We start from the raw sequence: 20,837 nt of genomic DNA, 5'->3' as shown, positions 1-20,837 counted from the left end.
GGCGCGCAGCGCCGGGGGTGGGGTCACGTCACAATTGAGAATGCCCCCCGCCCGGCTCGCTTCGCTCGCCACCCTCCCCCGCAAGCGGGGGAGGGATAAGAGCTAAAACTTGATCATGTCGCTGCGCGTCAGCGTCGTCTTTGCCGAAACACTTGGCGCGTTCATGAACGTGAAGACCGTGGTCTTGTCCGCATAGGGACTGACCGCCGACATGCCATCGACCGGGATGACCACGTTCATGCCGCGGAAGGCGGCGCCGCTTGCCGTATAGAGCACCGCGCCGTTCGACGACGTGCCGACGGCGATCACGGTCTTGATGCCCTTGTCCTTGAGGATCTTGTCGAGGTCGGTGTTGACGAACTTGTCGGGCCCGGACTTGACGTGCGGCTCGTTCGCCTCCGGCGCCACGTCCTTGATCACGTCGGCCGGCGTGGTGTTGGCGGTGATCGAATAGACCACCGTCGCCTTGGCCGTACGCGCGGCGGCGAGCAGCTTCTTCATTGCCGGGATCGTCGCCAGGCAGGACGGCCGCTTGCCGCAATTCTGGTTCATGAAATCGAGCATCAGCAACGCCGTCGTCTTCGGATCGACGGTGACCGGCTTGAGCGCGGGGGCTGCCGGCGCCGAAACCTTGGTCCAGTCGGCCACCGGATCAGCCGCCTGCGCCGGAACAGCGCCGGCCATAGCCGCCGCCACGGCGGCAACGATCAGTATGCGTTTCATCGTTTTCTCCCCGGGGTTGGCCCGCTTGGTGGGCCGCACGATGGGCAAGCCATGCATATAGTGTAAAGCGCTTTCCGCCGCACCCGCTTGAAGTAACACCGCCGCCCGTCGCAATATTGCCCCCGACTGCCGGCCCCGGCTGCGCAAAACGAGAACAATGAGGGAAGGAAGCGCGATGAACATCAAGGTCAACAAGGCGGCCATCGCCGAGGCCTCGAAAAAGCTGTCGAACTGGGGCCGCTGGGGCAAGGACGACCAGAGCGGCACGCTGAACCACGTCACGCCCGACGACATCGTGAAAGCCGCCAAGCTGATCCGCAAAGGCAAGGTGTTCGCCCTCGGTATCCCGCTCGACCGCGACGGCCCGCAAAACGGCCTCTTCGGTGGGCGCTTCAATCCCATCCACCAGATGCTGGCGACCGGCACCGACGCCGTCGCCGGCCAGCAGGACTGGAACAAGATCCGCTACGCCGACGACACGCTGATGTTGTGCGTGCAAGGCGCCACCCACTGGGACGCGCTCGGCCACCTGTTCTACGAGGACAAGGCCTATAACGGCTTCGACGCCAAGCTGATCGACTCGCGCGGTCTCTCGGTGCTCGGCATCGAGCATTCGAAGGACAAGATGGTCGGCCGCGGCGTGCTGCTCGACATCGCCCGCCATCGCGGCGTGCCGTGGATGCAGGACGGCGAGAGCATTTCCAACGACGAGCTCGACGCCTGCGCCAAGAAGCAGGGCGTCGAGATCGGCAAAGGCGATTTCGTCATCGTGCGCACCGGCCAGATGGAGCGCTGCCTGTCCGAGAAGGAATGGGGCGGCTACGCCGGCGGCGACGCGCCGGGCGTGAAGTTCGAGAACTGCTACTGGTGCCAGGACAAGCAGATCGCCGCGATCTGCACCGACACCTGGGGCGTCGAGGTGCGGCCGAACGAGACCACCGAGGCGAACCAGCCATGGCACTGGGTGGTGATCCCGGCGATGGGCCTGTGCATGGGCGAGATCTTCTATCTCAAGGAACTCGCCGAGGACTGCGACCAGGACAAGGTCTACGACTTCTTCTTCTGCGGTCCGCCGCTGATCATCACCGGCGCCACCGGCTCGCCGATCAATCCGCAGGCGATTAAGTAGGGCCTCGTGTCCCGCACGCGGTGCAGCGCGCGAGCGGTGCACCGCAGATGCGGGACCCCGGTTCTTTCAACGCTATAATCACCGGGGTCCCGGGTCTGCAGCGCATCACTTCGTGCTGCGCTGCGCCCGGGACAAGTCAGGAGTTACATCATGCCCCGCTATCTCAAGCGCGGACTGGACGCGAGCGCGATCAAGGCCGCCGACGCCAAGGTGCGCGAGACGGTCGAGGACATCCTCGGCCAGATCGAGGCGCGCGGCGACGCCGCGGTGCGCGAGCTGTCCGAGAAATTCGACAAGTGGTCGCCGCAGGAGTTCAAGCTCTCGCCGCAGGACATCGAGCGCGCCATCGCGCAGGTGTCGAAGCGCGACCTCGAGGACATCAAGTTCGCGCAGGCGCAAGTGCGCAACTTCGCGCAGAAACAGAAGGACACGATGCTCGACCTCGAGGTCGAGACGCTGCCCGGCGTGATCCTCGGACACAAGCATATCCCGGTGAACTCGATCGGCTGCTATGTGCCCGGCGGGCGCTATCCGATGGTCGCCTCCGCGCACATGTCGATCGTTACCGCCAGGGTCGCCGGCGTGAAGCGCATCATCGCCTGCGCCCCGCCCTACAAAGGCGGCCCGCATCCGGCGATCGTCGCCGCGCAGCACTTCGGCGGCGCCGACGAGATCTATGTGCTCGGCGGCGTGCAGGCCGTGGCGGCGATGGCGCTCGGCACCGGCACGATCCAGGCGGTCGACATGATCGTCGGCCCCGGCAACGCCTATGTCGCCGAAGCCAAGCGCCAGCTCTTCGGCCGCGTCGGCATCGACCTGCTCGCCGGCCCAACCGAGACGCTGGTCATCGCCGACGAGAGCGTCGACGCCGAGATGTGCGCCACCGACCTGCTCGGCCAGGCCGAGCATGGGCCCACCTCGCCCGCGGTCCTGCTCACCAATTCGGAAAAACTCGCGCGCGCGACCATGGCCGAAGTGGAGCGGCTGCTGACCATCCTGCCGACCGCCGATGCGGCCAGCCAGGCATGGAAGGACTTCGGCGAGGTCATCGCCTGCGACAGCGAGGCCGAAATGATCGCCGAGGCCGACCGCATCGCCTCCGAGCACGTGCAGGTCATGACGCGCGACCCGGACGTGTTCCTCAACGGTATGACCAATTACGGCGCTCTCTTCCTCGGCCCGCGCACCAACGTCGCCTATGGCGACAAGGTGATCGGCACCAATCACACGCTGCCGACGAAGAAGAATGCGCGCTTCACCGGCGGCCTCTGGGTGGGCAAGTTCATCAAGACCTGCACCTACCAGAGGGTGCTCACCGACGCGGCCAGCGCCAAGATCGGAGAAGTGTGCTCGCGGCTGTGCGTGCTGGAAGGCTTCCTCGGCCACGCCGAGCAGGCCAACATCCGCGTCCGCCGCTACGGCGGCCGCAACGTGCCTTACGCCACGGCGGCGGAGTGATGACGCGGCCGCAGACACGGCGCGACTCCCCTCCCCCTTGTGGGGAGGGGTCGGGGGTGGGAGGCGAAGTTTTCGTCGGCCTCCAAATTGTCCCCCACCCCAACCCTCCCCGCCACGCTTCGCGTGGGGGGAGGGAGCGCGCCTGCATTTGAGGCGAGGCACATGAGTCAAGTCACCCTCACCGCCACCCCCTCCTTCCGCCTCGACGGCCGCCGTGCGCTGGTGACCGGCGGCGGCCGCGGCATCGGGCTCGCCGCCGCCTCGGCGCTGGCCGAGGCCGGCGCGCATGTGACGCTCGCGGCGCGCACGGCGCAGGAAATCGAGGACGCCGCGGCGGCGATCCGCGCGCGCGGGCAACAGGCGGACGCCCTGCCCCTCGATGTCACCGACATCGACGCGACCCGCGCGGCGCTGGCCGCACGCGAGCCATTTCAAATCCTCGTCAACAATGCCGGCATGAATCGCCCGGCCATGTTGCCGGACGTCAAGGTCGAGGACTTCGACGCCATCTTCTCGCTCAACGTGCGCGCCGCCTTCTTCATGGCGCAGACCGTGGCGACACGGCTGACCGCGGCGAAGCTGCCCGGCTCGATCATCAACATCTCATCGCAGATGGGGCACGTCGGCGCCGCGCGCCGCACCGTCTATTGCGCCTCCAAGCATGCAATGGAAGGCTTCACCAAGGCGATGGCGATCGAGCTTGCGCCGCACAACATCCGCGTCAACTCGCTCGGGCCGACCTTCCTCGAGACGCCGATGACGAAGCCGTTCTTCGAAAACAAGGCATTCCGCGACGAGGTGCTCGGCAAGATCAAGCTCGGCCGCCTCGGGCAGCTCGAGGAGCTGACCGGCGCCATCGTATTTCTTGCCAGCGACGCCTCGTCGCTGATGACCGGCTCGGCGCTGGTGCTGGACGGCGGCTGGACCGCGGAATAGCGACCTTGTGCCCCCGGACGCGGCGCAGCATGAGCAAAGCGAACGATGCGCCGCAGCTCCGGGGTCCCGCTTTCTCCACGAAATAACCGGGGTCCCGGGTCTGCGCCCGGGACACAATCACTTCTTCAACACATCGGGATTGACGCAGCCCGGCGGCGTGCGGCCGGCAAGCACCGCCTCGATATTGTCGACCACGATGTTGGCCATCTCCTCGCGCACCTCGACAGTGGCGCTGCCGAGATGCGGCGCGAGTACGACGTTCTTCAGCTTCTTGAGCTCGGCCGAAACCTTCGGCTCGTGCTCGAACACGTCGAGGCCTGCGCCGGCGATCTTCTTCGCCTTCAGCGCGCGCACCAGCGCCTCTTCGTCGATGATCGGCCCGCGCGCGGTGTTGACGATGAAGGCTGTCTTCTTCATTAGCCCGAACTCGCGCTTGCCGATCTGGTGGCGCGTCTGCGCGTTGAGCGGCGAATGCAGCGAGACGAAATCGGATTCGCGCAGCAAGTCGTCGAGCGGCACGTAAGTCAGGCCCGCTGCGCGTTCCTCGGCTTCCGGCTTACGCCGCGGCGTCCAGTAGAGAACGCGCATGGAGAAGCCGTGCGCGCGCTTGGCCACGGCCTTGCCGATGAGGCCGCCGCCGCCGATCAGGCCGAGGGTCTTGCCCCAGACGTAGGAGCCGAGCAGATGCCGCGACTGCCCGCCGGGGAATTTGCCGGCGCGCACCAGCCGGTCGCCTTCCATCATGCGCCGCGCAGCAGCGAGCATCAGCCCAAAGGTCAGGTCGGCGGTCGCCTCTGTCGTCACCGGCGGCACCACCGTCACCGGGATTCCACGCGCGGTCGCCTCGGCGACGTCGACGTTCGACGGCGAGATGGACTGCGCTGCGATGTGGCGCAGCTTCGGATTGGCGGCAATCACCGCGCGATCGATCTTGTCGTGCAGCAGGCAGAAGAGAATGTCGGCCTTGCGCACCGCCTCGACCAGCGTCTTGTGCGGGATGATGCGGCTGTCGTCGGCGAAAACCTTGACGCTGCCGAGCTTGCGCAGCCGCTCGACCGCGCTGGCGGCGATGGGCTGGGTAACGAAGATGCGCGGCTTGCTCACCGCTGCCACCGCACCACGCCCGAGACGCCGTCGACCGCGCACATCACGCCGTCGGGAATCTTGCGCGTCGCATCGAGCACGCCGAGCACCATCGGGATGCCGCGCTCACGCGCGAGCGAGGCCATGTGCGAGGTCGAGCCGCCGAGTTCGGCGACGACGCCCGACACCTGCGACAGGATATGGCTGAGCGCCGGGCCCGCAACTTTTGTCACCAGCACGTCGCCGGGGGCGACGCGCGCGAGCTCGCATTCGCAATTCACCACAACGGCGCGGCCGGAACCCCAGCCGATACCGGCGGGATGGCCGTTGAGACCAGGATGGCGCAGCCAGATCTCGTCCGGCACGATCGGCGCCTCGACATGCAGAGGCCGCGACTGCAACAGCTTGAAGCCGTTTTCGTCCATCGCCCATTCGATCTCGACCGGGCCGCCGGCGAGCTGTTCGCACTTGCGCAGTAGACGGCCGAGCGTGACCGCTTCGCCGGGCGTCAGGCACGGCTCGCTCACCATCTCCTTCGGCACCCGCTCCGGCGCCGAGACGCCGTGCGCGCAGGTGTCACGATGGTTCTTGCGGCCGGCATCGACCGTGCGCAGGAAGCCGGTCTTCGACAGCACGATGCGGTCGGGGACGACCTCGCCCTGCGCGATCGCCGAGCCGAGACCCCAGGTTGCCGAAATAAGCATGTTGCCCTCGGCGGTCTCGCTGAGCCCGCCGCCGGAGGCGCGCGCAGCGACCACCGGCTGGATCAGCACGCCCATCGCGGTCTCGGCCGGCGACAGGTCGTTATTGTCCATGTAGCGGCGCGCATGCGACGTCCACAGCGCCGCCCAGCAGGCGCGCACCGCGGTGAGGAATTCTGTTTCGTCGGTGAGGCCGAGGAAGCTCTCGAACTGGCCGGCGAAATTGGCGCCGCGGCGATCCTCGATCAGCGCCGAGGAGCGCACCGCGCCGCTCGAGCCGTCGGCGCGCTGCGCGTGCCAGGCCGCGAGCAGCGGCTCGGCGATCTCCGGCGCGATCGGCTTCTCGTAAATGGCGAGCCGAATGGCGATCGACAGCCGGCGCGAGGTCGGGATGTCCGACGGCGCATAATCCTTGATCATCTGCTCGATGCCGAGCGAACGCACCTGATGCCAGTAAGCGTCCGCGGTCAGCGCGAAGCCGCCCGGCGTCGGCAGGCCTGCCTGCGTCAGCGACGCGAGATTCGCCGCCTTCGGCCCGACCTGCTCAGGGTCGACGGCGCGCGGATCGCTGAGCGGGAGGATGAAGGCGGGCATGCTGATTTGGATTCTCTGCGTTACCGATGGTTCGGCATGCTCCCTCTCCCCGCTTGCGGGGAGAGGGTCGGGGTGAGGGGCAATTGAGAATCTCGGAATTGCCGAAGCGCCCCCTCACCCGACCCGCCTGCGCTCACGCGCAGACAGGTCGACCTCTCCCCGCAAGCGGGGAGAGGTGAAGCTTACTTCACGTGGTCGCCGTAGCCCGGCAGCGGATCGACGACGGTGATCTGCTTCACCGGGAAGTTCGAGACGATTTCGATCTCGTTCTTCTTGACGATCAGCATCTCCTCGATGCGCACGCCGTAGCGGAAGCGCTTGCCGTGCTGCGTCTCGAGCGCGAAGGTCATGCCTTCCTGGATCTCGATCGGATGATCGAGCGACCAGATGCGCGAGATCACTGGCGGGTCGTACTGCGCAAGGCCGAGGCCGTGGCCCCAGAGGTTCGCCGCCGCCTGGTCTTCGTCCTCGTAGCCCCAGGTCTCCATCGCCGACGGCCACTTGGAAGCGATGTCGCGCGTCGTGGCGCCGGCCTTCACCGCACCGATCGAATCGTAGAGCCAGCCGAGCGCGGTGTTGTAGGTGTCTTTCTGCTCCTGCGAGGGCTCCTTGCCGACGCAGTAGGTGCGGTAATAGCAGGACTTGTAGCCGTTCCAGGTGAGCGCGGCCAAATCCATGAACACGATGTCGCCGGGCTGGATGATACGGTCGGAGAAGTTACGCCAGTTCGGCCAGGTGTTCGGGCCGGACGACACGATCACGTCCTCGACGTCTTCCATGCCGGGGATGTTGTAGAGGTATTCCATCAGATGCGCGGTCACCTGGTTCTCGGTGACGCCGGGGCGCAGGAACTTCATGCACTCCCAGTGCGTCGCGTCGCCGATGGCGCCGACGATGCGGAAGCATTCCTGCTCGTCCTGACTCTTGACCGCGCGCGCCTCCATCATCGGGGTCATGCCGTCGACCCAGTTGATGTTGTTCTCCTTGAAGACGTTGATCATGTTGATGTCGACGAAGTCGACGCCGAGCTTCTGGCCGGCGACGCCGTTGTCCTTCATCGCCTGGATCACGGCCTTGACGAACTTGTTGACCTGCTGGGTCGAGGCCGGACCGGCCGCGCCCTTGATCCAGGCGAAGGAGTGACGAACGTTCTCCTTCGGGATCCACGGCGAATGGCGCTCGATCTGGAAGCCGATGTCGCCCTGTTCGAACAGCACCGGACGGCCGTCGCCGCACAGCATCGCGTAGCGCAGGCCCGGCTTCAGCCGGTTCCAGCCGGGCGTCAGCGTACCGGTAATGTAACGTACGTTCTCGTCGTACATGCAGAGTACGGCGCCGAGGCCGTGCTTCTTCATCATCGCGCGCGCGCGCTCGATGCGGTACTCGCGCATGCGGTCCCAATTGACCCGCTGCTGCCAATCCATACCGGCAATACCGAAATTCGCTCCCATCGGGATCCCTCCAACTGGCGCTGACAATGCGCCTCGATGCTGTTGCTTGGCGGCGAGCTTATGACGGATGCCGGGGCAAGCTGAAATAATATCTCTTGCGCTCTGCCATTAGAATTTCTAATAGCTCGGAATGGCCCAGATTCCGCTGCGTCAGGTGCGCGCCGTCATCGCCGTTTGCGAGGAAGGCTCCTTTACCCGCGCCGCCGAACGGGAGAACGCCACGCAGTCGGGTATCTCGCAGCACGTGGCCGCGGTCGAACGCACGCTGGGCGTGAAACTGTTCGAGCGCACCGCCGGCGGCGTGACCCCGACCCCGGCCGGCCTGCGCTACTACAAGCGGTGCGTCGAGGCGGTCGGCACGCTGGAGCAGGCGGCGGAAGAGGCCCGCTCGCTCGGCGGCCAGGTCACCGGCGAGTTGCGCATCGGGCTGATGCCGACCTTCACCCGCGCCGTGCTGGCGCCCGTGCTCGAGGATTTCGTGCCGCGCTGCCCGGAGGTGCGCCTGCACATCGTCGAAGGCTACAGCGGCCTTTTGACCGAGATGGTGCTCGACGACGAGCTCGACTTCGCCGTGGTGCCGGCCTTCGAAGGGACGATTGGGCTCAAGTCGCGGCTCCTGGTGCGCGACCGCGAGATGCTGATCTCGGGCCCGAAGCGCGGCCTGCCGGAATTGAAGGCGGTGCGGCTCGCCGACATCGAGCCGTTGAAGATCGTCATCCCCGGCCCCGACAACATCCGCCGCCGCAACCTCGACACCTATTTCCAGAGCCACGGCGTCGCAGTCGCTGCGATGCTGGAAATGGACGCGATGATCGCGACGCTGGAATTCGTCGCCCGCTCCGATTGGGTGACGGTGCTGCCGAGCGTCATCTCGGTGAACGACATTGGCGGCGGCGAATTGATCGTCAATCCGATCGCCGAACCCGAGCTCAGTGCCGAGTTCGTCGTCATCCAGCCGACGCGGCGCGTGCTGTCGACGCAGGCGAGACTCTTCCTCGAACGCTTCGAGCAGGAGGTCGCGCACATTCACGACGTCTGGGACAAGGCGATCGGCCGCAAGACAATGCTGCGACAGCGGCGCGCATAGCAGCCGACGTCCGGAACCATTGCACGCTGACGGCCTGAACCGCGCTAAACGTCCATCCAGGCCCCGTCGGCGTCCGCGGATTTGAACACCGCTTCGAGCGCGGCGGCGGTCTGCAATATGCCGGCCGGCGAAATGCTGAAGCCGCCCTGCCCCAGCGCCGCGCGCGCGAAGTCTGCCAGGTTCAGGCCGAGGTGATTGTTGGCCGGACGATCGATCACCTCGGTCTCCTGCCCGGCGCGATGCACCAGCGCGCGCGTCTCCGAGATGCTCTCGGCCCAGCACCTGTCGCCGAACACAGCCAGCCGCCAGCGGAACGGCGTCTTCAGGGTCGTGCCGAGCGTGCCCGTGGCGCCGTTCTCGAACTCGATCAGCGCGGCGGTGGTGTCGCCGGCCGACAGCTTGAGCGCACGCGCCTTCGACAGCGCGGCGACCCGCGTCATCGGTCCGGCGAGTTCGCGGAAGCAGTCGAGCACATGGATGCCCATGCCGGTCATGCCGCCAGCGCGGCTTTCTTCCGCCGCGGCGCGCCAGCTATCGAGCGGCAGGTCGGCGAGCCAGTCGTGGCTGTAGTTGCCCTCGACCTGCATGATGGTGCCGAAGGCGCCCTGCGCCTTCAATTCGCTCAGCACCTGCATCGACGGCATCAGACGGAAGTGATGACCGACGGCGATGACGACGTCGGCGCGCGCGCAGGCCTCGAGCGCGGCCTGCGCATCGGCCTTGGTTAGCGCGAACGGCTTCTCGCAGTAGATATGCTTGCCGGCCGCCGCCGCCGCCTCGACCTGCGCGCGATGGCGCGTGTGCGGCGTAGCCAGGATGACCGCCTTCACCTGCGGATCGGCGAGCACGTCCTCGAACGAGGTGCCGAGAGCAAAGCCGTGCTCGGCGGCGAAGTCACGCACCGTATCCGGTTCGAGCGACACTCCGCGAACGAACCGGATCGGCGCGCCGATGTCGCGCGCCGCCTTCACCAAATTTTTGCCCCACCACCCGAGGCCGACGATTGCGGTGTCGAGCATGCCGGTCACACCGATGCGGGCGCACCGGGCTGCTTGAGCGGATGCGCGCGGGCGAAGGCGTCGATCTTGTTCACTTCGTCGACGATGCGCTTCACGGTCGGGAAGGCCGCGAGGTCGGCCTTGAAATAGGCGGCGCCGACCGCCTGCCCGGCCAGACAAATATCGGCGATGGTGATCTGGTCGCCCTGCGCATAGCGGCCGGTGTGCGGCGAGCCGGCAAGAACGGTCTCCAGCGCCTTCAGCGACGTGGTGTGCCAGTGGTTGCCCCACTTCATCACGCCGGCCTCGTCAATATTGTATTCGTGCGCGAGATATTCGCGCACGCGCGGCACGATCAACGGATGCGTGTCGGCCGCGATGATCTGCGCAATGCCGCGCACGCGTGCGCGCGCCTTCGGTTCTTTCGGCAGCAACGGCGGATTGGGATGCGTCTCGTCGAGATATTCGAGGATGGCGAGCGACTCGAACAGCACCGTGCCGTCATCCTCGATCAGCGCCGGGATCGCCATCATCGGATTGATCTTGGCGAACGAGGCTTCGCGCTGCTTGCCCTGCGGCAGGTTGATATCGATCACCTCGTCGGGCGTGATGCCCTTGAGGTTGAGCGCGATGCGCACGCGGTAGGTGGCGAGCGAGCGCCAGAAGGAAAAGAGCTTCATCCGTCTCCCCCTTGTCGGCGTCATGGCCGGGCTTGTCCCGGCCATCCACGCCTTTTGAGCGTTGATGGGCTGTCGGCGCGATGCCCGGCGCGAGGCCGGGCACGACGCGTCACTTCTTCTTGCGCGACGACCAGTAGGCCGTCATCTGCGAACCGTCACCGCCGCCCTGCCCGTGCGCGACCGCATCCTCGAAGCCTGAGAGCGCCGCCTTGGTCGCCAGCATGTCGGCGCCGAGCGCTTCGCCGGCCGCGACCATGGTGCGCAGATCCTTCAGCCCGTTGGCGATCGAGAAGGTGGTCGGACCGGGATCCTGGCCATCCAGCATCTTCGCGATCATCTCGGCGCGCGCGGTGAGCGCCTTGTTGCCGCCGTTGCTCTCGGTGAACAGGTCGACCAGCCGCTTGGAATTCCAGCCGACGCTGCGGGCGATGGCGAAGGCTTCGCCGTAGGCTTGCCAGGCGACCATCAGCGGCAGGTTGATGGCGAGCTTCATCGCCGCGCCCGCGCCGACCGGGCCGCAATGCTCGACCTTGCGGCAGAGCTGTTCGAGGATCGGCAGAGCGCGTTTGGCGTCGTCGCCCTCGGCGCCCATGAGGCCGAGCAACTGGCCCTTGCGCGCCGGCGCGGTCGAGCCGCCGACCGGACATTCGACGAAACTCGCGCCCTTGCCGCGCACCTTCGGCGCGAGGTCGGTCTCGACTTTCGGCGCCACCGTGCTCATCTCGATGAACAGCTTGCCCTTGACGTCGCCCGACAGGAGACCGTTCGGCCCGTTATAGACCTGCTCGATCGCCGCGCCGTCGGTGAGTATGCTGATGACCGCCTCGCAGGCCGCCGCCAGCGCCGCCGGCGACTGCGCCGTCTTGGCGCCGGCATCGGCGAGCGGCTTCACCTTGTCCGCCGACCGATTCCACACCGTGACCTCGTGCCCCACTTCCATCAGGCGCGCCACCATCGCGCTACCCATTGCGCCGAGACCCGCAACACCGATCTTCATGTAGCCTCCCTTCGAGTACTTTTGCCGCGACGATAGGCGATCAGGCGCGCGCTTGAAAGCGGCATTGCTCTCGCCCACTCGACAATCGCCCTCGCGAATAGATAAGAGGATGGCGGACGCGTCGATGACAGAATCGCGCGAGCGGGAGAACCGAATGGCAAAGAAGGCAAAAGGCACGGTCGGTGTGATCGGCCTCGGCATCATGGGCGGAGCATTCGCCAAAAATCTCGCTGCCGCCGGCTGGCGCGTGATCGGCTACGACATCAGCGCGCCGCGAAGGCGCGAAGCGCAAGCTGCCGGCGTCGAGATCGCCGGCAGTGCCGCCGACGTCGCCGCGAAGGCGCCCATCGTCCTGACCAGCCTGCCGAAGCCGCAGGCTTTAATGGATGTCGCGCGCGAGCTCGCCGCCGCGAAGCTCAAGGCCAAGACAATCGTGGAAATGAGCACGTTCGCGATTTCAGATAAGGAAAAGGCCGAGAAGATCCTCGCCAAGGCCGGACACAGGATGCTCGATTGCCCGGTGAGCGGCACGGGCGCGCAAGCCAAAGCGCGCGATCTCGTCTTCTACGCCAGCGGCGATCGCAAGACGATCCGCAAGTTGCAGCCGATGTTCGCGGACTTCGGCCGCCACGTCTATGATGTCGGCGCCTTCGGCAACGGCAGCAAGATGAAATATGTCGCGAACCTGCTGGTGGCGATCCACAACGTCGCCAGCGCCGAGGCGATGGTGCTCGGCATGAAGGCCGGACTGCCGCCACAGGCGATATTCGATCTGGTGAAAGCCGGCGCCGGCAATTCGCGCGTGTTCGAATTGCGCGCGCCGATGATGGTGAAGGGCAAGTACGACAACGTCACCATGAAGATCGACGTCTGGGACAAGGACATGCAGGTCATCGGCGACTACGCGATGAAAATTCGCGTGAAGACGCCGTTGTTCGACGCCACCAAGCCGATCTACGTCAAGGCGATGAAGTCCGGTCTCGGCAACAAGGATACTGCCGCGGTCTGCGCCGTGCTCGAAACCATGGCGAAGATGCCGGCGGGGCGCCGCAAGCGCGCATAGCCTCTCCCTAAAAACGCCGTCGAGATAAATGGCCGGCCTTGTGCCGGCCATTTGCGTTCTGCAAGATCGCGCCCTTCAAGAACGAGGCGCCGCGCGACAGCGCCCATGAAAGTCGGGAGTAGACGCATGAGCTTGCAGCAGCGATCCGAAGTCCGTGACGGCATGCACATCGACTGGAACGTGCCGATCGAGATGGACGACGGCCTCGTGCTGCGCGCTGACGTGTTCCGTCCGGTAAAGGACGGCGCCTATCCGGTCCTGCTCACTTACGGCCCCTACGCCAAGAACCTCGCCTTCCAGGACGGTTATCCGAGCGCGTGGCAGCGCATGGTGGAGAAGCATCCGGACGTCTCCGCCGGCTCGAGCAACCAGTACCAGAACTGGGAGGTCGTCGACCCGGAGAAATGGGTGCCGCACGATTACGTCTGCGTTCGCGTCGATTCGCGCGGCACCGGCTGCTCGCCCGGCTTCATCGACCATTTCTCGCCGCGCGAGACGAAGGATTTCCACGACTGCATCGAATGGGCCGGCGTGCAGCCGTGGTCGAACGGCAAGGTCGGGCTCAACGGCATCTCCTATTACGGTATCAACCAGTGGCACGTAGCCTCGCTGCAGCCGCCGCATCTCGCCGCCATCTGCGTGTGGGAGGGCTCCGCCGACTGGTACCGCGACATGACGCACCACGGCGGCATTCTCTCGACCTTCTGGGAAAACTGGTACGACATGCAGGTGAAGACGGTGCAATACGGCGCCGGCGAACGCGGCAAGCGCAGCCGCGTGCATGGCGAACTCGTCTGCGGGCCGGAGATTCTGACTGAAGAGGAACTCAGGAAGAATCGCGCCGACTTCGGCGCCGAGATCGCCGCGCATCCCCTCGACGACCAATATCACCGCGACCGCTCGCCGGTGTGGTCGAAGGTGACGGTGCCGATCTTCTCGGCCGCCAACTGGGGCGGCCAGGGGCTGCATCCGCGCGGCAACTTCGAAGGCTTCGCGCGCGCCGCCTCGAAGCAGAAATGGCTCGAGGCGCACGGCATCGAGCACTGGACGCATTTCTATACCGACTACGGCCGCAAGCAGCAGCTCAAGTTCTTCGACACCTTCCTGCACGGCAAGGACACCGGCTGGTCGAAGCAGCCGAAGGTCTACCTGCAGGTGCGCCATCCCGGCGAGACATTCGTCGGCCGTGCCGAAAACGAGTGGCCGCTCAAGCGGACGAAATGGACGAAGTTCTATCTCGATCCGAAGGCGATGGCGCTGACGACGAAGAAACCGCCGGGCAACGGCAAGCTGAATTTCGCTGCCATGGACGACGGGCTCACCTTCCTGACGCCGCCGGTCACGCAGGAGACCGAGATCACCGGGCCGTCGGCGCTGAAGCTGTTCGCCTCGTCGTCGACAGCGGATGCGGACTTCTTCATCGTGCTGCGCGTCTTCACCGGCGACATGAAGGAAATCGTCTTCCAGGGCGCCATCGATCCGCACACGCCGGTCGCGCAGGGCTGGCTGCGCGCATCGCACCGCAAACTCGACAGGAAACTGTCGACCCCCTGGCGCCCCTATCACACCCACGACGAGAAGCAGCCGCTGAAGAAAGGCCAAACGGTAGAACTTGATATCGAGATATGGCCGACCTCGATCGTGGTCCCGACCGGCTACCGCATCGCCCTGTCGGTGCGCGGCAAGGATTACGTCTATGGCGGCGGCTCGGGCGGCAAGCTGTCCAATTTCAAGAACGAGCTGACGGGCTGCGGCCCGTTCCTGCACGACGACCCCCGCGACCGCCCGAAGGCGCTGTTCGACGGAACGACGACCCTGCATTTCAGCGCCGCCAGGGCGCCCCATGTCCTCCTGCCGATTATTCCGCCGAAAAAGCAGGCAGCCGCCAAGAGGAAGCGTCGATAAACGCAAATCATACGTGTGCATCCGGACCGGGCCGCCGAGGTGCCCCGTGGCACGGTAAGTGTGCGACGCAACGACCCGCGCATCGGGCTTTACATCGCACGAGTGCTTGACGGATGATGGCCCGGGCTCGGCCCGCCCGGCGGGTACGGCGACGATGTCGCTTTACCTGCGCGAGCGGCCGCGGCGGACGGCTGGTTCAACGGCCGCACGAAGGCTGCTCAAAAAATGCCCCGCTCGAGGGCGCTCAGGGAGGACTGCCAATGTCTCGCAAGATATCACGTCGTACGATGATGGCGGGTACGGCCGCCGGTGTCGCCGCAGCCGCACTTAATTTTCCGAAGCCGGCGATCGCGCAGGCCAAGCCGTTCAAGCTCGGCCTGCTCACCGTCAAGACCGGCCCGCTCGCGCAGGGCGGCATTCAGATGGAACAGGGCGTCCAGACCTATCTGAAGCTCAACAACAACAAGATGGGTGACCGTCCGGTGGAATTCATTTCCGCCGACACCGGCGGCAACCCTGCCGGCGCCAAGACGAAGGCGCAGGAGCTCGTGGAGCGCAACAAGGTCGACGTCATTCTCGGCCCGCTCGCCGCTTTCGAGTTGTACGCGATCAACGACTACATCCGGCAGCAGAAGATGCCGACGCTCAGCCTCGCAGCCGCCGACGATCTGACCCAGCGGCATGCCAACCCGTTCCTCGTTCGCGCGTCCGCTACCTCGTCTCAGGCGATGCACCCGATGGGCCACTATGCGGCCACTGAAATGAAACTCAAGCGGGCGGTGACCATCGTCGAGGATTTCGCCTTCGGTTACGAGCAGATGGGCGGCTTCCAGGCGTCCTTCCAGAAGGACGGCGGCTGCGTGAACAAAAAGCTCTGGCCGCCGATCGTGACGCCCGATTACACGCCTTACCTCGCCCAGATCACCGACTGCGACGTCGTATGTCAGGGATTCGCGGGCTCAAATCCGATACGCTTCATGAAGCAATACGCCAGTGCCGGCCTCAAATATCCGGTAGTCACCGGCGAGACCGGCGGCGACGATGCACTGCTGACGAGCTTCGGCGAAGACGCCCTCGGCCTCGTGAGCTGCTGCCCCTACACGCTTGACCTGGAATCCGACGGCAACCAGCGTTTCGTCGATGGAATGAGGAAGAACTTCAATACCGTGCCGGGCTTCTACGCGGCCGGCCTGTACACGAACTGCGAGGTCGTCGCCGCCGGCCTCAAGGCCACCGGCGGGGACAGCAGCGACCGCGAGAAATTCCTCAATGCCATGCGGAGTGCGACGCTGAGCGACAGTCCGCGCGGTCCGGTCAAGTTCGATCACTTCGGCAATGTCGTCGGCAACTTCTACGTCCGTCGCCTGGGCAAGGAAGGCGCCAAGTACGGGCTGAAGCTCTGGAACAAGACGATCAAGACCTACGAGAACGTCAGCCAGTTCTGGACGTGGCCGGAGAAGGAATATCTCGCCCACCCGGTCTACTCGCGCAACTATCCTCCGCTCGGGAAGTGCTGATCGAATAGCGCTTCAACGCGGGCGCCGCATCGCGACGCCCGCGTTTCTTTATCCCCGCGAGCAAGGAATTCGCGCATGTCGTTCTGGCTGGTGCTGACGGTCAACAGCATCACATTCGGCGGGCTTCTGTTCCTGCTCGCCTCCGGCTTTTCTCTGATTTTCGGGCTCATGCGCATTCCGAACCTGACGCACGGTTCGCTGTTCATGCTGGGCGCCTATTTCGGCGCGACCTTCACGAACGATCTCCTGGGGCTGAAGCTCAATTTCTGGATTGCCGCTCTGCTGGCATCGGCGCTGGCCGCGTTGTTCGGTGCCCTGCTGGAGCGTCTGCTCCTGCGGCGGCTGAGCGGGCAGGCCTCGGCGCAAGTTCTCGTCACCCTCGGCGTGTCGTTCATGGTCGCCGATTTGTGCTTGATGGGCTGGGGCGGCGACCCGATCTCGGTCAATTCGCCGGCGAGCCTGGCCGGCTTCGTCCGCGTCGGACCGCTGGCATTTCCTCTCTATCGTCTCGGCATCATCGTGATCGCCTCGATTGTGGCGGTTGCTTTGTGGCTGTTGCTCGATCGAACGCGCCTCGGCGCGATGATCCGCGCCGGGGTCGACGACGCCGACATGGCGCGGGTTGTCGGCATCCGCGTATCCCAGCTCTTCACGATCGTGTTCGCATTGGGCGCGGCTCTGGCCGCGTTCGCGGGCATCATCGGAGCGCCTATTTTGTCGGTCTATCCCGGCCTCGATCAGGACATGTTGCCGCTCGCGCTTGTCGTCGTGATCATCGGCGGCTCGGGAAGCCTGCTCGGCTCGTTTCTGGGCAGCCTGATCATCGGCTTTATCTATAATTTCGGACAGGCGCTCCTGCCCGAACTCGCCTATTTCGTCCTTTTCCTGCCGATGTTGCTGGTGCTGCTGCTGAAGCCACAAGGATTGTTCGGCAGGTTCGTCCCATGAACAACCGAATCATTCCCCTGGCGATCGGGTTCGTCCTGTTGGCGGCGCTGCCGTACTGGATTCCCGGCGTCTATTATCTCAACGTCGCCAGCCAAATCCTGTTTTACGCCGTCTTCGCGATCGGAGTGAACATTCTCGCCGGATATGCCGGGCTGGTGTCGCTCGGCCATGCCGCGCTCTTCGGCGTAGCCGCATACACCACCGGCTACATGCTGCAGATCGGCTTCGGTCATCCCGCCGCGATCCTGACCGCCTTCGGCGTTACGGCGCTCGCAGCCGCAGTCTACGCCGTGGTGTCGCTGAGGACGTCGGGCATCGGCTATATCATGATCACGCTTGCCATCGGCCAGATCGCCTGGGGTCTGGCCTACCGTTGGATCAGCGTGACCAACGGAGACAATGGCGTGAGTCTCCACGGGCGACCGGCCCCGTTCGGAATTGCGCTCAGCTCCCCGACGGCGTTCTATTACACGACGCTGATCGTCTTCCTGATCTCGATCGCCGCCGTGGCTACATTCGTCCGCTCTCCGATGGGTGCGGCGCTCAAGGGCACGCGCGATCAGGCGCGTAGAATGAATGCCCTCGGATATCACGTCTGGGCCATTCGCTTCTGGGCGACCATGTTCTCGGGTCTGTTGACGACGGCGGCGGCCATCCTGTTCGTTTATTACAATCAGTTCATGAGTCCGCAGACCGTGGCACTGACTGCGTCGGCCGAGGTGTTGCTGATGGTCATAGCCGGCGGCGCCAGCACGCTGTTCGGACCGGCCGTCGGCGCCGCCCTTGTCGTGATCGTGAAGAACGTGGTCAGCGCTTACATCACGCGATGGAACTTCCTGCTCGGCGCCATCTTTGTCGCAATCGTCATCTTCATGCCGGAAGGACTCGTGCCCGGCAGCGTGCGGCTGTGGCGCCTCATGTTCTCGTCACGAAGCGAGGATAAGTCCGCGCAAACCGGCGTGACGGAGCCTTCGCCATGACCGCCCTCGTTGTCTCCGAGCTGCGCAAATCCTTCGGCGGCCTGCACGTCACGCGCGGCGTCAATCTGAACATCGAGCCCGGCGAGCGGCGGCTTATCATCGGCCCAAACGGAGCCGGAAAGACCACGCTGTTCAACCTGATCACCGGCGAGATCTCGCCCGATGCCGGCTCGATTCAGCTTTTGGGTAAAGACATCACGTCGGTGCCTAGCCGCCGTAGACCGCATCTCGGATTGGCCCGAACCTACCAGATCATCACGCTGTTTCCGAACGATACGATTCTCCACAATGTGTCCCTGGCGTTGCTTGGTCTCTCGCCGCTGCGGTGGAATCCGTTCATCGACATGAAGCGGCAGGGCCATATCGTCGAGGACGCGCGCGCGGCGCTGAAGCAGGTCGGACTCGACAAGATTGCCGAGCGACCGCTGGCGCAGACCTCCTACGGCGAACGCCGCCGCGTCGAGATCGCCATGGCGCTGGCGCAGAAGCCGAAGGTGCTGCTGCTCGACGAGCCGTTCGCCGGGCTCTCGATCGACGAGCGCCGCGACGTGCACCAGTGCCTGATGGCGATCCCGCGCGACGTCACGATGATCATGATCGAGCACAACATGGACGTGGCGCTCGAATTCGCCGAGCGCATCACGCTTCTGCACTTCGGCGAGGTGATCGTCGAGGGCACGCGCAGCGACGTCGTCAACGATCCGCGCACGCGGGAGGTCTATCTTGGCCACTAGCGCGCTCCGCCTCGAGCACATCGACGCCTATTACGGCGACAGCCACGTGCTGCAGGACGTCTCGTTCGAGCTCGGCGAGGCGCGCATGCTCGGCCTGCTCGGCCGCAACGGTGCCGGCAAGTCGACCTGCATGAACGTGGCGATGGGCCTTTTGGCGCCGCGGCGCGGCAAGGTCACCGTGTTCGGCGAGGAGGTCGCCGGCCGCTCGCCGGAGAACATCGCCGCCTGCGGCGTGGCGCTGGTGCCGCAGGGCCGGCGCATTTTCAAGAGCCTCAGCGTGCGCGAGAACCTCATCGTCGCCGCGCGCGAGCCGCGCAACAGCGCGCACGCGCCGTGGACGCTCGACACCGTGTTCGCCATGTTTCCGCGGCTGAGGGAACGCACGACACAGATGGCCGCGCATCTCTCCGGCGGCGAGCAGCAGATGCTGGCGATCGGCCGCGCGCTCATGGGTAATCCGCGCGTGCTGCTGATGGACGAGCCGTCCGAGGGTCTGGCGCCGCAGATCGTGCACGAGGTCATGGAGACGATCCGCAAGCTCAAGCAGAGCGGGCTGTCGATCGTGCTGGTCGAGCAGAATCCGACGCTGGTGTTCGACGTCGCCGACGACATCGTGCTGCTCAACACCGGCCAGGTCGCGGTGGTCTCCACGCCGGCCGCACTCAGGCAGGACGACGCCGTCCTGCGGCAGCATCTCGGAGTCTTTTGAAGGTTTCAACGACGCCGGCGCCTGCCAAGGCGGCGCCCGTGCATTCAACGAGGCATGCAATGACCGACATCTGGAACAAATACGCCGACACGGCGGCGCGCACGCACGGCAAGCCGGGTCGCACGCTGCGGCCGAAGAGCGTCACCATCGACATGCACGCCCATGTCACCGTGCCGCGCGTGGCAGAAATCGTCGCGCCGCATCTCAAGAATGCCACCGATCCGCTGGTTGCGACCTCCACCCCGGAGACCCAGGCCCTGATGGCCAAGCAGGCGGCCGACGTCCGCACACGCATGAGCACGACCGACGAGCGCTTTGCCGCAATGGACGAGATGGGCGTCGACATGCAGCTCATCTGCCCGGCGCCGCCGCAGATCTATTATCACCTGCCTCTCGAGGTCGGCGTGCAGGCGGCGCGCGCGCTCAACGACGGCATCGCCGAATACGTCGGCAAGCACAAGAACCGGCTGGTTGCGCTCGGCGGCGTTCCCATGCAGGACGGCAACGAGGCGGCCATCGAGCTCGAGCGCGGCATGAAGCAGCTTGGCTTCAAGGGCGTCGAGATTCTCACCAATGTCAACGGCAGGGAACTGTCCGATCCGGCCTTCGCGCCGTTCTGGAAGAAGGCCGAGGAGCTCGACGCGCTGGTGTTCATCCATCCGACCGGCTTCACCCAGCCGCAGCGTTTCGGGCGCTTTTACTTCAACAACGTGATCGGCAATCCGCTCGACACGACGATGGCGCTGCACTACCTGATCTTTGACGGCGTGTTCGAACGTCATCCCGGGCTCCGTGTTCTCGCGGCACACGGCGGCGGCTATCTCGGCGCCTATTCGGGACGCATCGACCATGCCTGGGGTGCGCGGTCGGACGCGCACGGCAGCCTGCCGAATCCGCCGACGACGTACCTGCACCGAAACGTCTATTTCGATACGATCGTCTTCACGCCGCATCAGCTCGAGGCGCTGGTGAAGACCTACGGCGCCGACCGCATCGTGCTGGGCACCGACTATCCCTTTGACATGCTGGAGAACGATCCGATCGGCCACGTCAATTCGGTCGCCAGCTTCGACGACGCGACCCGCGCGGCGCTGTGCGGCGGCAACGCCAAGAAGCTGCTGGGGATGTGATGTGTTCCCTCCCC

General features: G+C 65.4%; 19 protein-coding genes. 12 read left to right on the top strand and 7 right to left on the bottom strand.

Annotated elements, in window-relative coordinates; translation table 11 throughout:
• Nucleotides 1–102: 102 nt before the first annotated feature.
• The gene (locus VGV41_RS21900) at nt 103–723 is read right to left on the bottom strand and encodes a cysteine hydrolase (protein ID WP_326866318.1); all 621 of its coding nucleotides are present in this window, start codon (nt 721–723) and stop codon (nt 103–105) included.
• A gap of 175 nt (nt 724–898) precedes the next feature.
• Between VGV41_RS21900 and VGV41_RS21895 the strand changes: the two genes are divergently transcribed.
• The 3 genes from VGV41_RS21895 (at nt 899) to VGV41_RS21885 (ending at nt 4,246) form a co-directional block, all read left to right on the top strand.
• Entirely contained in the window at nt 899–1,852 is a 954-nt protein-coding gene (locus VGV41_RS21895; RefSeq protein WP_326866317.1) for a cyclase family protein, read from the top strand.
• A gap of 150 nt (nt 1,853–2,002) precedes the next feature.
• A complete protein-coding gene (hisD, locus tag VGV41_RS21890; protein WP_326866315.1) occupies nt 2,003–3,310 on the top strand; it encodes a histidinol dehydrogenase in 1,308 nt (435 codons plus the stop codon).
• 162 nt (nt 3,311–3,472) lie between these two features.
• Nucleotides 3,473–4,246 carry an SDR family NAD(P)-dependent oxidoreductase gene (locus VGV41_RS21885; RefSeq protein WP_326866313.1) on the top strand — a complete coding sequence of 258 codons (774 nt, stop codon included), beginning with the start codon at nt 3,473–3,475 and terminating at the stop codon, nt 4,244–4,246.
• Nucleotides 4,247–4,363: 117 nt separating this feature from the next.
• Here the strand turns inward: VGV41_RS21885 and VGV41_RS21880 are convergent, their stop codons facing one another.
• The 3 genes from VGV41_RS21880 to VGV41_RS21870 form a co-directional block, all read right to left on the bottom strand.
• A complete protein-coding gene (locus VGV41_RS21880) occupies nt 4,364–5,350 on the bottom strand; it encodes a D-glycerate dehydrogenase (RefSeq protein ID WP_326866312.1) in 987 nt (328 codons plus the stop codon).
• A complete protein-coding gene (locus VGV41_RS21875; RefSeq protein WP_326866311.1) occupies nt 5,347–6,624 on the bottom strand; it encodes a PEP/pyruvate-binding domain-containing protein in 1,278 nt (425 codons plus the stop codon). Before VGV41_RS21875 ends, VGV41_RS21880 begins: the two co-directional genes overlap by 4 nt.
• A gap of 182 nt (nt 6,625–6,806) precedes the next feature.
• Nucleotides 6,807–8,075 (bottom strand): Xaa-Pro peptidase family protein, encoded by a 1,269-nt coding sequence (locus tag VGV41_RS21870; RefSeq protein WP_326866310.1) that lies wholly within the window; start codon nt 8,073–8,075, stop codon nt 6,807–6,809.
• Nucleotides 8,076–8,205: 130 nt separating this feature from the next.
• Between VGV41_RS21870 and VGV41_RS21865 the strand changes: the two genes are divergently transcribed.
• The gene (locus VGV41_RS21865; RefSeq protein WP_326866308.1) at nt 8,206–9,162 is read left to right on the top strand and encodes a LysR family transcriptional regulator; all 957 of its coding nucleotides are present in this window, start codon (nt 8,206–8,208) and stop codon (nt 9,160–9,162) included.
• Nucleotides 9,163–9,206: 44 nt separating this feature from the next.
• On the opposite strand, the gene VGV41_RS21860 is transcribed toward VGV41_RS21865, so the two are convergent.
• The 3 genes from VGV41_RS21860 to VGV41_RS21850 form a co-directional block, all read right to left on the bottom strand.
• A complete protein-coding gene (locus VGV41_RS21860; protein WP_326866306.1) occupies nt 9,207–10,181 on the bottom strand; it encodes a Gfo/Idh/MocA family oxidoreductase in 975 nt (324 codons plus the stop codon).
• A 5-nt stretch (nt 10,182–10,186) separates the two neighbouring features.
• Nucleotides 10,187–10,840: a maleylacetoacetate isomerase gene (maiA, locus tag VGV41_RS21855; RefSeq protein WP_326866303.1), complete on the bottom strand. Its 654-nt coding sequence runs from the start codon at nt 10,838–10,840 to the stop codon at nt 10,187–10,189.
• Nucleotides 10,841–10,949: 109 nt separating this feature from the next.
• A complete protein-coding gene (locus VGV41_RS21850; protein WP_326866301.1) occupies nt 10,950–11,837 on the bottom strand; it encodes an NAD(P)-dependent oxidoreductase in 888 nt (295 codons plus the stop codon).
• 52 nt (nt 11,838–11,889) lie between these two features.
• Between VGV41_RS21850 and VGV41_RS21845 the strand changes: the two genes are divergently transcribed.
• From VGV41_RS21845 to VGV41_RS21810, 8 genes are all read left to right on the top strand, one after another.
• Entirely contained in the window at nt 11,890–12,900 is a 1,011-nt protein-coding gene (locus VGV41_RS21845; protein WP_326866299.1) for an NAD(P)-dependent oxidoreductase, read from the top strand.
• Nucleotides 12,901–13,026: 126 nt separating this feature from the next.
• Entirely contained in the window at nt 13,027–14,805 is a 1,779-nt protein-coding gene (locus VGV41_RS21840) for a CocE/NonD family hydrolase (RefSeq protein WP_326866298.1), read from the top strand.
• Nucleotides 14,806–15,065: 260 nt separating this feature from the next.
• Nucleotides 15,066–16,322 (top strand): ABC transporter substrate-binding protein, encoded by a 1,257-nt coding sequence (locus VGV41_RS21835; protein WP_326866297.1) that lies wholly within the window; start codon nt 15,066–15,068, stop codon nt 16,320–16,322.
• Between the two features lie 75 nt (nt 16,323–16,397).
• The gene (locus tag VGV41_RS21830; RefSeq protein WP_326866295.1) at nt 16,398–17,270 is read left to right on the top strand and encodes a branched-chain amino acid ABC transporter permease; all 873 of its coding nucleotides are present in this window, start codon (nt 16,398–16,400) and stop codon (nt 17,268–17,270) included.
• Nucleotides 17,267–18,250, top strand: a complete 984-nt coding sequence (locus VGV41_RS21825) for a branched-chain amino acid ABC transporter permease (protein WP_326866294.1) — start codon at nt 17,267–17,269, stop codon at nt 18,248–18,250. The genes VGV41_RS21830 and VGV41_RS21825 overlap by 4 nt, the downstream gene beginning before the upstream one ends.
• Nucleotides 18,247–18,984 carry an ABC transporter ATP-binding protein gene (locus VGV41_RS21820; RefSeq protein ID WP_326866292.1) on the top strand — a complete coding sequence of 246 codons (738 nt, stop codon included), beginning with the start codon at nt 18,247–18,249 and terminating at the stop codon, nt 18,982–18,984. The genes VGV41_RS21825 and VGV41_RS21820 overlap by 4 nt, the downstream gene beginning before the upstream one ends.
• On the top strand, nt 18,974–19,693 hold the full coding sequence (locus VGV41_RS21815; RefSeq protein WP_326866291.1) for an ABC transporter ATP-binding protein: 720 nt from the start codon (nt 18,974–18,976) through the stop codon (nt 19,691–19,693). The genes VGV41_RS21820 and VGV41_RS21815 overlap by 11 nt, the downstream gene beginning before the upstream one ends.
• Nucleotides 19,694–19,752: 59 nt before the next feature.
• Nucleotides 19,753–20,823: an amidohydrolase family protein gene (locus tag VGV41_RS21810; RefSeq protein WP_326866289.1), complete on the top strand. Its 1,071-nt coding sequence runs from the start codon at nt 19,753–19,755 to the stop codon at nt 20,821–20,823.
• Nucleotides 20,824–20,837 lie beyond the last annotated feature (14 nt).

It is taken from the genome of Pseudolabrys sp. (genome assembly GCF_035943735.1).
Lineage (GTDB): Bacteria > Pseudomonadota > Alphaproteobacteria > Rhizobiales > Xanthobacteraceae > Pseudolabrys.
The sequence above is the reverse complement of the archived record's forward strand: the minus strand, read 5'-3'. Positions and strand labels throughout refer to the sequence as shown.